General features: G+C 66.7%; 8 protein-coding genes, 1 tRNA gene and 3 pseudogenes. 7 read left to right on the top strand and 5 right to left on the bottom strand.

Annotated elements, in window-relative coordinates; all coding sequences use genetic code 11:
* The 6 genes and pseudogenes from H5J30_RS00700 to H5J30_RS00685 form a co-directional block, all read left to right on the top strand.
* A partial coding sequence (locus H5J30_RS00700) for a hypothetical protein (protein ID WP_258562984.1) occupies positions 1 to 338 on the top strand: 338 nt, incomplete at its 5' end.
* Positions 339 to 351: 13 nt separating this feature from the next.
* Positions 352 to 769 (top strand): annotated as a pseudogene (locus tag H5J30_RS37835) (helix-turn-helix domain-containing protein); the annotation flags it as partial.
* 115 nt (positions 770 to 884) lie between these two features.
* A complete protein-coding gene (locus H5J30_RS37830) occupies positions 885 to 1151 on the top strand; it encodes a hypothetical protein (RefSeq protein ID WP_508470393.1) in 267 nt (88 codons plus the stop codon).
* Positions 1148 to 1828: a hypothetical protein gene (locus H5J30_RS37825; RefSeq protein WP_508470392.1), complete on the top strand. Its 681-nt coding sequence runs from the start codon at positions 1148 to 1150 to the stop codon at positions 1826 to 1828. The genes H5J30_RS37830 and H5J30_RS37825 overlap by 4 nt, the downstream gene beginning before the upstream one ends.
* Positions 1829 to 2401 (top strand): annotated as a pseudogene (locus H5J30_RS00690) (helix-turn-helix domain-containing protein).
* A gap of 58 nt (positions 2402 to 2459) precedes the next feature.
* Positions 2460 to 2533 (top strand) — tRNA-Met (locus H5J30_RS00685).
* A 164-nt stretch (positions 2534 to 2697) separates the two neighbouring features.
* Here H5J30_RS00685 and H5J30_RS00680 read toward each other — a convergent pair.
* The 3 genes from H5J30_RS00680 to H5J30_RS00670 form a co-directional block, all read right to left on the bottom strand.
* A complete protein-coding gene (locus H5J30_RS00680) occupies positions 2698 to 3555 on the bottom strand; it encodes a hypothetical protein (RefSeq protein WP_181785168.1) in 858 nt (285 codons plus the stop codon).
* Positions 3556 to 3875: 320 nt separating this feature from the next.
* Positions 3876 to 4061, bottom strand: a complete 186-nt coding sequence (locus tag H5J30_RS00675) for a hypothetical protein (RefSeq protein ID WP_181785167.1) — start codon at positions 4059 to 4061, stop codon at positions 3876 to 3878.
* A gap of 128 nt (positions 4062 to 4189) precedes the next feature.
* A complete protein-coding gene (locus H5J30_RS00670; RefSeq protein WP_181785166.1) occupies positions 4190 to 4582 on the bottom strand; it encodes a hypothetical protein in 393 nt (130 codons plus the stop codon).
* A gap of 400 nt (positions 4583 to 4982) precedes the next feature.
* Here H5J30_RS00670 and H5J30_RS37775 point away from each other — a divergent pair.
* Positions 4983 to 6045: pseudogene (locus H5J30_RS37775) on the top strand (IS630 family transposase).
* Positions 6046 to 6250: 205 nt separating this feature from the next.
* Here the strand turns inward: H5J30_RS37775 and H5J30_RS00655 are convergent.
* On the bottom strand, positions 6251 to 6724 hold the full coding sequence (locus tag H5J30_RS00655; RefSeq protein WP_181785164.1) for a hypothetical protein: 474 nt from the start codon (positions 6722 to 6724) through the stop codon (positions 6251 to 6253).
* A gap of 84 nt (positions 6725 to 6808) precedes the next feature.
* Entirely contained in the window at positions 6809 to 12163 is a 5355-nt protein-coding gene (locus H5J30_RS00650; RefSeq protein WP_181785163.1) for a DUF6531 domain-containing protein, read from the bottom strand.
* Positions 12164 to 13727 lie beyond the last annotated feature (1564 nt).

The following is a 13727-nucleotide window of genomic DNA, read 5'->3' as shown; positions in this document are numbered from 1 at the left end:
CCCGAGTGTTGCAGATCCAGATCGGCCCCGAGCGCGAGGCGGACCCCGATGACATGCTCGGGCGGTCGACCATCGGATGGCGCCCCGGCATGAGTGAGGACGAAGTCTGGGAGGCTGGCCGCGGCATCTGGAAGTTCAATGCCGACCGTGCTCTCGCCCAGGACGAGGTGCAGATCATCAACACCGGGGGCGCTGTCCTCGCCGTCGCGAAGATCACCGGGATCTCCAAGCACGGCGACCGCTACGCCCTCCAGGGGGAGTTGCTGCGCGGCGACGACCGTGTCGGCCGCGCCACCAAGAGCCCGCACTTGTCCCGCAACCCCGTCACCTACATCTGAAGGGAGCGTCCCGGTGAGTGACTTCGACGCGATCGACTCGCTCCTCGCCTCCGTCGGCCCGCAGACTGACCTCCCGGACCCTGAGGCCCGCCGCGCCTTGCGCGAGCAGGCTCAGCTGTCCAAGGCGCAGGTGGCCCGTGCCCTCGGGGTGAGCCCGTCCACGGTTAGCGCCTGGGAAGCCGGCCGGGATCCGGCCGGCGAGGTGCGCGTCAAGTACGCCTACCTCCTGGACGGGTAGCTCGCCACCGACTCCACGCCCAAACCCGAGGCGGCGGTGGAGTCCACTGCGGCCGGGCCCGCTTCCTCCGAGCCCGAGGGCGGGGACGAAGTCGAGGTACTCACCGTGCCGGAGCCGTGTGTGCTGTGCGGGCGTCCGGCCGGACAGCGGGTGGAGGGCTTCGCTCAGCACCTGGACCCGGCCGGATGCCAGGACAGCACAGCCGGGGCGCAGCCAGCCCCGGTCGCCGGCCGGCCTGCCCCGGCCTCGAAGCCGTCGGAGCGTGCCAAGGGCCCGGCCCGCCGGGCTTTCCAGGAGCAGTCGGCCCGGTGGGCTTGATCCATGCGGCGGTTGAGGGTGCGCTCGCGGAGCATCAGGGTGACGTGGAAGCGGCCACCGCGGCGCTGTTGAAGAAGGCGATTCCGGACGCGATGCGCTTGCTGGACGAGACCCGCAAGGGCGCCCGCTATGACGTGATCGCCCACCCTTGGATTCCCGACATCCTGAAGAAGCAGGCCTCCCGGGGTGCGGACCAGATCTGGGAGGCCCGCCCCAAGTGGACCGCGCCGAACTGCCGCCCGGCGTTCATGAGGTGACGGCACTGGACATCAACGGCGCCTACCTGTCCGCCCTCAAGACTCATCTGCCGCTCGGGCAGCTCGAGCACACCACCGGCATGCCGCACGACCGCCGCCGCGCCGGAGTCCACCTGATCACCCCACCCGCCTGGGAGCACGACGGCGTGCTGCCCAACCCGATCGGCGAGCGCGACGAGCCCGGACCCCTGTGGGTCACCGAACCCACCCTGCGTCTCCTGCTGCGCCTGTCCGGCCCGAAGTACGGGCTGTGCGAGGCGCCGGAAGTCCACGAGTCCTACACCTCGGGGGCCACGGAGAACCTGCTGGAGAAGTTCCGCATCACGCTCAAAGAGGCCCGGGACACCGCCATCGCCGACGGTGACACCGTCACCCTGGAGTACGTGAAGGCCATGTACGCGAAGTTCGTCTCCACCATGGGGGAGTCGAACTACAACCGGGAGCTGTACCGTCCGGACTGGATGCACATCATCCGCTCGCAGGCCTTCGCCAACCTCTGGACGAAGGCGCTCAAAGCCCACGACGAAGGACTCGCCGTCGTCCGCGCGATGGGCACCGACGAACTCCACGTCATCGGCGACTGGCGCCGTGTCTTTCCCGAAGGCCGCGGGGTCACCGAGGTCAAGGTCAAAGACCTCTACACCGCGGGCACCGACACCACGGGGGAGGAGCGGTAGATGCCGGAGAGGAACAACGACTTCGGAAAGTTCGGCGCCAGCGGCGTCAAGGGAAGCGAACTCGTCGGGCGAAAACTCGACGACCTCGCCGGCGGCATCACCACCCCCGTCACCGCGAAACGCGGTCTGGTGGCGCGCCTGAAATACCTGACCAGGTCCGACCACGCCCGTCAGGCCGCCAAGGACGCCGGGCTGACGGTGACCGACCGCACGCTCAGGGCGTGGCTGGAAGGCAAGCGCACCCCCTCGAAGAAGAACCTGAAGAAGATCGACGACGCCTACCGGGTGGTGCGCCGGCAGAACGTGGCCCGGAACCTGCTCAAGCACCTCAACGCCAACGGCGGCACCAGGGTCGAGATCCACCCCCTCAACCAGTCCGGCGTCGCCCGCCCGCTGCAGCGCGACGTTCCCTTCCGGCACATGAACGTGCGCCGCTGGGATCGGATCGTCGGCGCGTAGGCGGCCGGCGACCACCACGGCTTGGACGCGGCCTGGACCGACGACATCCTGCCTGATCTGGGATCCCAGTACGGAGCGTACGAGTACTGCACCAACGTCGGCTTCGCTGCATAGTCCCTGGCCGGAGGCGGTCTGCGGACCCCGCGGGATGGCGTACGGTTGGCTTCACCGACGCGGGGTGGAGCAGCTCGGTAGCTCGCTGGGCTCATAACCCAGAGGCCGCAGGTTCAAATCCTGTCCCCGCTACTGCCGAGCAGGGTCCGGATCCGTTCGAGGGTCCGGACCCTGTCGCATTTCAGGGGCGCCCGCCAGCTGCGGGCCCGCCGGGCTACGTGTGCGAGTGCCCCGACACGGCGTGCGAGCGGCCCGCGTACTCGTCGGTCGTGAGAGCCCGGCATCCGCGCTCTGCGTCACCACGCCTCGTCCATCGTGCCTGCCGCGGGCAGATCGAGGTAGCGGGCTGCGTCGTGCAGGGTCTCGGGTGTGATCGCTTCGGTGCCGTCGAGGATGGCGATCTGCGCGGCCATGCTGAGTAGCGGGGTGAGGTGTTCCATGAGCCCGTCGGTGATGTCGTAGAGCTCTTCGTCGAGTTCCAGGAGGCTGTTGGGCCGGTGGTGGCACAGCTGGAGTCTGCCGTCGAAACTGGCGAGGGCGCGGGGCCATTCGTCGGGGTGTTCGGGGCTGCGGGGCGGTAGCCGGTTGACCCACAGGGTGGGTACGGCCCGCTGGCGCAGCGGTGCGGCGTCGCTGGTCCGGCGCAGGGCGGGGAAGCGGGCGGTGCGTGCTTCGCGGAGGGTGTCGCTGGAGCCGATGCCGCTCCAAAAGACCGTCAGGCTCAGTTCGTCCGCGAGGTAGTCGAAGAAGTTCGAGCAGGTGCTGCGCGACGTCGAACGGCGGCTGACCCTCGCCATGTCGGCCGGGGGCGGCAAGACCACCGTGGCGGCCAGCGCCCTCAGCCAGGCACAGCCCACGGCGAAGATCCTCCTCCTGGTCCCCGATGCGGCGGCTCTCCGCGACGTCATCAAACCTGGAGCCTGCACTGCAACCACCCCATCGCCACCTTGAAGGTGGTGGCGGTAGGGCAGCACCGCCGCTTTGGCCACCGCCCGGGAGTTCGCCGAGGGGAGGACGGCCTGGCCGTCACGGGCGGCGATCTCGGCCGCGAGGGCGTCCCGGTTCTCGGAGTCCTGGTGGTAGGTGACGCCCTGCTCCGGACGGGGTCTCCTGCCGCTGGCCGATGTCGTCGACGAACGCGGCGTCGACGACATCCTCAATGCGGTGGATGGACTTGCCGTCGAGCAGGGCGCCGAAGACAGTCGTCCCCACCGCGCACGAGGCCAAGGGCCGGGAATGGGCTTCCGGTCGCATCGGCGAGGACTTCACCGAACCCGTCGACCAGGAAGACACTGACAGCCCGCTGCCCGGCGACATCGACGACGCGGAGGTCCGCCTCGCCTGCGCCCCTCGGCGGCCTGTCCTGGATCAACCAGCGCCTCGACGGCAAAACCCCCGCGGCAAGCGCCCGCCCCGGGCCCTTCGCCGAACTGAGCCGGTCCGTCGTGTGCCGCGTTCCGAGGCTGGGCAGGCTCTAGGCGATGGTGGCGTTGAAGAAGATGATGCCTGCGCCGGAGGCACTTGCGCCGGTCAGTACGGCGGTGGCCGGGTCGGCATCTCCGAGTGCGGCCACGGTTCCGGCGCCGATACCCACGAGCACGCCCAAAAGCAGGATGAGGGCGGAGCGTTGGCTCAGCAGCGGGTCTCGGTCGTTGTGCAAATGCGACTCCCAGGATCGTGCGCGCAATGGCGGTACGGCACCACCACCGTAATTGAGCGTCGATAGTAGCACAGGTGAGAGAGTGTGAGCAAGGCTGAGTTTCTGAGGGTCGGGGAGGTGTCGGCTGCTTAGCGTCGGCGGAGTGTCTGAAGGAGTTCACCGCTGTCGTCGAGAGCCCAAAAGCCCCAGCCGTTGCGGTTGGGCTTCACGTGCGGCTTGAGGGCCTGCAGGACCGCGCTGGCCGCCCCGCTGGGGGTGCGGTACGTGCCGGCCGCCGGGCCCTCGGTGATCGTGAGCGCCTGGGTTGCGGGATCGTACAGGCCGGGGACGTGTACTCCGTCGTAAATGGCATGGACGGCAACCCGGTTGCTTGCGGGCGCTGATGGGGCTGCGGCGGGGGAGGGGTGCTGGAAGTGGCCGACCAGCCGGCGCACCGCCTCCCCGGGGGGGACGTCCCAGGCGCGGGCGAGCAGGGTGATCTGGGTGTGGGTGACATCGTCCACCGTGATGTTCTTGGGCATGGGGGCAGTCTACTCCAAATGAGAGAATGTGAGGAAGAGTGAGATCCCCGCTTCTGCTGGCCGGCCAGCGGCGTAGATCAGGAGCGCGCTGCAGCCCTGTGTTTCCCCAGCGATGCCTGTCTGATCCCGGACGGGGGCGCCGCCGGCCGGGCGCTGATGCAGCAGGCAACGCCGGAATCCGCCGAGCAGGTGCCGGCGCTCACCTACCTGCTCGCCGGACTGAGGTCATGGAGTCGTTGCGGACGCTGTGGATGATCTTCAAAGCCAAGTCGAAGTCGACGCCATGGAAGTACTCGCCTATCGCCGTGGATCCCTCAAGCCCCTCCAGCGCATCTACTGAAGTTCAATGCGTGGTGTCGTGTGGGCTGACGTCTCGTGATCCCTGCGGTATGCCGGTTGTGTGAGGTACGCGCAAGGTGGTGGGCTGTCCGATGAACGGCGGGCCTTCCGCGAGAAGTTACGACTTGAGGCGGCCGAGCGGTTCAGGGCCGGCGACGACAATGCGGTGATCGCCCGTGATCTGCGGGTCAGCGTGCGGTCGGTGCAGCGCTGGCGTAAGTCCTGGTCGCAGGGCGGGGCACGAGCGCTGGCGTCCAAGGGGCCGGCGTCGCTGCCGCTGCTGAGCGACGAGTTGTTCTCCGTGCTGGAGCGTGAGCTGGCGAAGGGCGCGGTCGCGCATGGCTGGCCGGACCAGATCTGGACCCTGTCGCGGATCAAGACGCTGATCGGGCGCCGGTTCCACAAGAGCTACACCGTCCAGGGGGTGGCCGCTCTGCTGCGGCGGCACGGCTGGAGCTGCCAGGTCCCGGCCCGCCGCGCGGTGGAACGCAACGAGGCGGCTGTGGCCGGATGGGTGAAGGAGACCTGGCCGCAGGTGGAAGGACCGCGGCGGCGCTCGGCGCCTGGCTCGTCTTCGAAGACGAAGCCGGATTCTCGATGACGCCGCCGACCAGCCGCACCTGGTCCCGCCGCGGCCACACCCCCGTTGTCCGCGTGCGGGGCCGCTCCCGCCGCCGCTTATCTGTGGCCGCCCTGGTCTGCTACAAGCCCGGCCGGCGCCCCCGGCTGATCTACCGGCCCTGTGCGGACGCCCGGCCCGACGGACGCAAGAGCTTCTCCTGGAAGGACTACCGCGACCTCATCCAGACCGCTCACCAGCAACTTGGCGGCCCGATAGTGCTGGTCTGGGACAACCTCAACACCCACCTGGCCGCCGGGATGCGCCGCTACATCGCCGCACGCGACTGGCTGACTGTCTTCCAGCTCCCGCCCTACGCACCCGACCTCAACCCTGTTGAGGGCATCTGGTCCGTACTGCGGCGGACCACCTTGGCCAACCGGGCTTCGCCGACCCCGACGATCTCATCGCCACCATCCGGCAAGGACTACGCCGGCTCCAATACCGGCCCGACGTCCTCGACGGCTGCCTCACCGGCACAGGACTCCGACCCACACCACCATGACGACATCACACATTCAAGGTCAGTAACACACCATGCCGAATCCTCAACTGCCACGTCGGCAATGGCTGTCTGGTTGATCCGCCTCAGCATGTTAGCCGCTGGAAGTGTCACGGCGACGGCCTGGAGTCGATGACAGGCAGGCCGCCCCGCTTCTCGTCGTCACTGAGAGGTCTGAGGACTGAAGGGGCGAGCGTATTCAAGGAGATCATTCACGTTTAAGAGTGTTCAAGTCGCACGAATCAGGATCGCCATGGAACTGGTAGAGCGTGGGGTCGTCTGCTGATCCGTCAGCAAGTAGCTCATAGGTCACATCACGGTCCTTGGAGACCGAACTTGATACGACTAGGCTAACTTCTACTTCGTCGTCTTTCCCTGTACGAGTGAGCTTCCAGGTGCCAGTGCCAGAAGGGATTTCGATTGATTCGCCGTCGAGTCCACTGAACGTGTCGTAATGCCGCCAGTCGTGGAAATTGAGTTGACCTTTGGGTTCAAGATCGAGCGTGCCGTACTCGCTGCCTACGTAACGGCCGTTCAAGTCGCTGGCCTTCACGCCTTCGTCGAGCCGCTCGATGTCGCATCCGGTGTAGTTGGCGCACGAGGTGAGTGCCCCTGCAAGCAGGCTGCCTGTCGCAATAAGCGTGGCACCTGCGGCGATGCGGCTATGTATCCAGTGTGGCATCGGCAGATCCTAGCAGTGTGTGCCTGGCAGAGGAGTCGCCGTCTCCCGGCTGAATTACAGCCGGGAGACGGCGACAGCGCATGACTAGACGCTCGGGTAGAACCACTCATTCCAATGGAGGATCTGAGTGATTGTCTCGAATGGTCCTTCGAGCCAGTTTGCGGCCGCGTCCAGCGGTGCTCCGATGCATTCCTCCAGGAAACTGCGCCAGGGTCCGGGAAGGTGTGTGAGTGACGTGAGAGTGGTTGAGTTTTCGATCCTCATGTTGACACCCACGGCGCTGGAAGGTGACCAGTAGTTTTGGTCTCCGGTTCGCTTCCATTCCAGAACGTAGGAGCCGATGAATACAGCGGCGTCCGTGTTCCTGTCCGACAGGTTAATTTTGCTCAGGACATCGGTGAAGAGTCGGCTCCACCCGTCATCGAAGACGCTGTAGGCGACGGATCCGTCGGACTTCCCCGCTGCGAGCTGTCCGCGAATCTTGCTGCGCACGACCGTCATGGAGGGGTCTCGTCGCATCTGGTCGACGAGGACGCTGCCAGGGCCGTAGTAGCGGACAGTGGATCCCCATCCAATGACCCATTCCTTGAGCAGTTCATGTGCGGTCTCGTCAGGTTCTGGGCCTGGATAGGCGCCGTAGCTGCAGACGTCCCCGCTGACCGGCACGGCCCCCGGCGGACAGGCGTCCCTGCCGAGCGGGTCGACGAGCCACGTGGGCGCGTTGTCCGCGTAGGGGTACGGTGACGCCTCCGGGGTCTCCTGACCGGGTGTGTAGGGATCCGTGCTGGTGAAGCGGCCGGTGACCGGGTCATAGGACCGTGCGCGGAGGTTGTAGCCCCCCGCCTCCGATGCCGGGCTGGACTCGTTGCCCAGGAACTCCTTGTATTCGCCGGCGAATCCGAACCACTGGTTGAGGGAGCTGTCGCTTGTGCCGAGAGTGGGCCCGTCGGCGCCGAAGGCGTCGTAGCTGTACCCCTCCACGGTGCTGCCGTCGTCCGCCGCAGTCACTTTTGTGATGGAGCCGATCAGGTCCCGATGGTAGTAGTGCGACTTGCCGGTGAATCCCTGGTACATCGACTCGATCTGGCCCAGCGGGTTGTAGCGGTACTCCCGTGTCAGATCCGGGGCAGTGCTGTCGGGGTCGTACTCGCCGGCTAGCACCGGCACGGGGTAGGTCATGTCCCAGGCCCGCACGGTGGAGCTGCGGCTGTCCGTTACGCGGTTGCTGTCGGCGTCGTAGTTGAACTCCTTGGTTCTCTTCCCGACAGCCTTGATCAGACGGTTTTCGGCGTCGTAGGTGTAGGTGCTGGCGCCGGCCCTGGTGCGGTTGCCGTCGGCGTCATGTTCGTACGCGACGGTGGTGGAACCGCTGGTGGTGGAGGCGAGTTGGTCAGCCGCGTCGTAGGTGTAGGTGGTCTCTGCCCCGGAACTGTTGGTGTGGCTGGTTCGGTTGCCGACTTGGTCGTAGGTGTAGCTGGTGGTGGGTTCTCCGGATGGGCACGCCTGCGCCTGCGTTGCGGAGGTGCAGGTGGTCAGCATGCGCCCGGCGTCGTCGTAGGTGTAGTACGCCGACGCCCGCAGGCCGCCGATCTGGTCGACCCGCACCGGCTGCCCGGCGGCATCCAGCTGCGCTGTGTGGCTCGTCAGGGTCGTGTCGCCCTTGACCGAGGCGATGCCGGTCATGCGCCCCGCAGCGTCATAGGTGCGGTTCTCGGTGTAGCCATTGCCGGCAGGCAGGCTGGTGGACGTCAGGTTCCCGGTTGCGTCGTAGCCGTAGCCGGTCGTGACCGAGCCGGTGGTCGCGGCTGTTGTACGGCCGTCCTTGTCGAAGGTGTACTGGGTGGTCGTGCCTGACGGCGGGGTGCGCTTGGTCAGTTGGCCGGCGCCGTCGTAACCGTAGGTGAAACCGTTCGCCAGTCCAGGCACTGAGGCGGTCTTGAGCTGGTCGAGCGGGTTGTAGGTGAAGGTGCGCGCCCCGGTGCCGTCCGTGACCTCCAGCCGGTTGCCGTTGCCGTCGTACTTGACGGTCACATCCGGTGTGGTGTCGGAGTAGTCAGTGACGGTCGGGCGACCGAGGGCATCGTAGGTGACGCTGGTGGTCACACCGCGCCCGTTGGTGACCTTGTTCTGGTGGCCGTCCGCGTTGTACCCGTAGGTGATCTCGCGGTTCAACGGGTCGGTGGCAGAAGTCAGACGACCAGCCGTGTCGTACCCGAAGGCGGTGACGTGACCGTTCGCATCCGTACGTGAGGAGACCAGGCCGGCCGAGTAGGCGTAGCTGGTCTCGCCGCCGTCGGGCGCGGTGACCTTGGTCGTGCGTCCGAGTGAGTCGTACGCCGTGGTAGTGGTCTTGCCGTTCGGATTGGTGACGGACGTCTGCCGGCCCAGCGCATTGTAGGTGGTCTCGGTGGTGTTGCCGAGGGGATCTGTGACTTCGGTGAGGTTTCCTGCTGCGTCGTAGCCGTAGGTGGTGGTGTACTTCGCCGGGTCCGCGCCGGTCACGTTGCCGCGCGGGTTCACCTTGCTGATGACCTGGCCGTCCTTGTTGTACGTCCAGGTGGCTTTGTTGCCCAGAGGGCTGGTCTCGGCGCTCTTGTACCGGGCGGTGCCGTAGTCGTGGGTCGTGATGTTCCCCAGCGCGTCGGTGACCGTCTTGAGGAGGTTGTCGTCGGTGTAGCTGAACGACGGCCCCTTGCCGTGCGGCTGGATCACCTGCGTGACGTTCCCGGCAGCGTCGTACCCCGTCTCGGTGACCTTGTTCATCGGGTCGGTGACTTTCACCGGACGGTCGAGCTCGTCATAGACCGTCGTCGTGGTGGCGCCGGTGGGGTCGACGAGCTTGGTCTGGTTGCCGTTGTCGTCGTAGCCGTAGGTGGTGGTGTACTTCTTCGGGTCCGCGCCGGTCACGTTGCCGCGAGGTGTCGTCGTCGACACGGTGCGGGACCGGGAATCGTAGGTGTGGGTGGTGCGGCCCTCGGCTGGATCGACCTCAGCGAGCAGGTTGCCCCGCTTGTCGTACTCGCGGGAGGTGACCCTGCCCTCCGGGTCGGTGACCTTCGTAACCTGCCCGGCAGCGTTGTACTCGTAGGTCGTCTTCCGGTCCAGCGAATCCGTGACGGACGTGGTGTTGCCCGCCTCGTCGTAGGTGAAGGACGTGGTGTTGCCTTCGGGGCCGGTGATCGTCGCGACCCGGCCCTGGGCGTTGTAGGCCGTGGTGGTGGTGTACTTTGCCGGGTCTGCTCCGGATACGTTGCCTCGCGGCTCGGTGGTGGTTTTCACCCGGCCCGCGGCGTCGTAGGTGTAGGTGGTGGTGCGGCCTGCCGGCGTCGTCTCCGAGGCCACCAGGCCATGGCTGTTGTAGGTGTAGCTCGTGACGCGGTTCCCGGGTTCGGTCGTGGTGGCGACCTGCCCGTCCGCGGTGTACGTATAGGTGGTCGTCCCCGCGGGTGCGGTCACCGTCGCGGGAAGGTCTGAGGAGCCCTCATGGGTGACGGTGGTCTTCTTCCCCCGGCCGTCGGTGTAAGAGGTGACACGGTCGAAGGAGTCCCAGGTGAATTTCTGTGTCACTCCGCCCTTGGTCTGCTCCGTCACGTTCCCGCGGGCGTCGAACTTCCTGGTCGTAGGCTGCGACTTGTCGTCGTATTGCGCGGTGACGTTCAGGTGCTGATCGAAGTAGCGTCTGTCATAGCCGCCTGCCGGCTTGTAGCTGCCGATCAGCACGCCCGCCTCGTAGGCGTCCGTCCACCGGCCGCCCGCCGGGTCGGTCATGGTGGACTCGCCGGATCCGTTGGGCAAGTCAGGGTCGGGCTCCCAGGTGAATGTGTACTCCCCGCCGTGAGCGTCGATCTGCTTGGTGATGCGGCCGGTGGTGGTGTCGTAGGTGTTCTGGGTGACCAGCTTGCCGTTCGGGTCAGTGATCGTCGCGAGCCGACCGCCGGTGTCGTAGCCGTACTTGGTCACACCGCCATCCACGGCGGTGGCGGAGGTCAACTGGCCGCCGGCGTAGTCGTAAGTGACGCTGCGGCCATCGGCAAGGTCGACCTGGGCGAGACGCCCGCTGGCAGCATCAACGGTCAGAGTGTGCTGTCGCCCCGCTGCGTCGGTGACGGAGGCGAGCTTGCCGCTGTCGTAGGCGAAGGTCAGGCCCTGGCCGGAGCCGTCCACCCACTTAGTCACCTGGCCAGCGGCGTCGAACTGGCGGGATGAGTGTTCGGTGTCGGTGAGCCGGTAGCCATCACCCGTTTTGGTCAGGGTGTACTTCGCGGGCTTCTCGCCGCTGAAGGTGCCGTCGGCGTTCTCGGTGAACTTCACCAGCCCGCCGTCGAAGTCCGTCAGCGTGACTGTGTCGGGGCCGACCTGCAGGCCGGTCTCGAACGGTAGCCGCCAGCCCTTGCCCAGTAGCCCATCGTCGCTGGTGGCGTTGGAAGCGTAGAAACGCGTCGCCTCAAACGGCAGGCCCTTCCCTTGCACGGAGGCGTCAGTGGCGGTCTCATGCACAGCCCCAGTCGCGGTGTTCACCGGGTCCGCCTGGTACGCCTGGTACGGGCACACGCACGCACCGGCCAGCTGCTCCGAGATGCCAGGTGTCTTGTACGCGGGCCCTGTCGGCGACGTGGTTTTCGAAGTCCAGGTGTGCGGGATGTAGAACAGTTGCCACGTGTCCGGTTTCACCTCCCGCCAGTCCTTCTGGATCTTCGTCGCGTACGACAGCTTCGCGTAGTAGCCCTCAGCCGGGCTGGTCAGCAGCATCCCGTCGTAGATGTTGAAGTTGCATACCTTGACGGGGTAAGTCGGGTTCAGCCACTGGAGGCAGGTACCGGTGGTGTCACCGTCGCGGTAGTCGCTCGGATCTGTATCGAAGTTCCTTGTGCCGAGCAGCTTGTCGTCGGAAGCGCGGTAGAAGTCTATTTGAAGGAAGACCGGTCCCTGCGGTATCCCTTGGCTGCTGGACCAGTTGGCCTCGACACTCCATGTGGTCTGACCGGGTCGGGCGTTGACCCACAACTGCGGGTTCGATGGAGCGGTCACCCCCATGTCGATGACCTCGCCGTGGTCATCGAACGGTGGCTCGTCAGCCAGTGTGGAAGGCCCCTCGGACTTGATCCTGGTCGGCTGCTTTTCAGCCAGAGCCACGAGTTCTTTCCCATCCCCGCGGTCCCTGCCCAGTTGGGTGGATATCCCACCCTCATCGGACGGACCTTGCTCAGCTGTCTTCAGCTGCTTCCGCAGCTTCTCCTCAGCCGCCGAACGATCCTCGCGTCCCGCCCGGTCCAACTGCGGATAGGCGTCGCGCAGCACTCGGTCCGCATCCAGTTGCGCCCCGCGCTCCTTCGCAGACATCGCCTTGGCCGGCTTGACCGGTTCGGAGACGTTCCTGGCGACCGGTGCAGGTGCCGCTGGCGGGTCATCGTCCGGGGCGAACGGCCCAGCCTGCAGCACCCCGGGCAGTACGAGCCCCGCGGCCACAGCGACAACCAGCAGAAAACGAAGCAGTCTTGCGGGTGAGCGTGACGGCTCCTTCGCCTGTCTGCCCCGGGGCCACCGTTTGAAGCGACTCAAGATGTGTCCTTCCGATCGTGGCACACCCAGTCGAATGCAGAGTCGTCCCCAGCGCGTATCCCCCCTGCAGACGGACCCGCATGCCCTTCCCCTGCCCCCACCGAGCATGCGGAATAACGACTTCGTCGCACGCAGTTGCTGAACCTACACGGTGAGTGGCTGCGGCGATGATGGGTGGTCTCTACCAATTTTTAGTGCGATATCGAACAGAAGTTTGGAGCATTTTGCCTACAACCATGCGCATCACCAGCCGCACCCAGACCACGCGTTGCGGCACACGAGCGGGGCCTCGAAACGTGTTCCAAGGGTCAGGAGCGAGGGTGGTGGTGCCGGCGCGAGCCGTGTGCGGCGGCGCGGGTGATCGGTGGGAAGTCAGCGAGGGTGCCCCGATCCGCCCCCGGTCGAGCGATGGCGGTGATGGGCCGGTAGGGGCGGTGCCGCCGTCTTTGGGATGCCACCGCCCCTCCGCAAGCCATGGGCGAATGGGTTCGCCCATTCGGCGGCCGCGGGGGCCCGCGGGTGTCTTGGTGGGCGAAGGGCGAGTCGCTGCCGTGAGGCCGTTGGGGCTGCCGGGTGGAAGGAGGGCGGCGTAGTCGGTGGGCTCAGCGGTGCCGAGTCCGGGCTGCCGGTGTGCTCGGCGGCGGATGCCGTAGCTGGGCGCTACGTGCAACTCTGGGGCGTGCAGGGCGCGTTGACCTCTTTATCACGTGCTGTACGGCCTGTGGCCGACGTCCGGGATTTCGGTGGGAGATGCCGGGGGCGGGCACGAAAAGGTTGCCGCTGACCTCGGGGATTTCCGCTGTGCGGCCTATGTCCCAGGTCGCACCTGGTGTGCCGCCCCCTAGCTTCTCGCTTCGTCAGGCGGGACCCCCTCTGGCAGCCAACCGTCCGGGGTCCCGCAGCCGAACAGCTGAGAGGACCCGATCATGAGCACTGCCCAGCTGCGCTCCGGGCGCCGCCGAGGGCGCCACGAGAGTAGGGGGTGCGACGAAAGTTGCACCCCTCGTGCCCGATCGGTCAAGGCCATGTTCATCTGGTCCGCAGCGTTCCTCGCCGCGGGCGCGGTATGGCATGTCTGGGGCACGTCGCTATACCTCCCGCTGTCATGGGAGGTGTCCCTTCCACTCGGCCCGGGCGTAGTCTGTGCTGCTCGCTGGGCTCTTCACCGCCGACAGAGGTGAGTCGTGCGGCCGGGCCAGCCCACCGGCGGCCGGCCCGGCCGCACGACTCACCGGGCCGCATAGTCGGCGCGGACGCAACTGCACACCCAGCCGTTCGTGTCACGCAATCGATCGATGCGTGGCCCTTTCCGTCGCTCAGCCAGTGGAGAACCATGACACCTGCGCCCCACCTCGTTACCTGTGCACATTGCGGCACCCTTTTCACCCCTTCTGCGTGCGGCAGGCCGGCGGTGTACTGCGGAGTGCGCTGCCGCCAGGCCGCC

The sequence above is a fragment of the Streptomyces phytophilus genome (assembly GCF_013870535.1).
Classification (GTDB): domain Bacteria; phylum Actinomycetota; class Actinomycetes; order Streptomycetales; family Streptomycetaceae; genus Streptomyces; species Streptomyces phytophilus.
The sequence above is the reverse complement of the archived record's forward strand: the minus strand, read 5'-3'. Positions and strand labels throughout refer to the sequence as shown.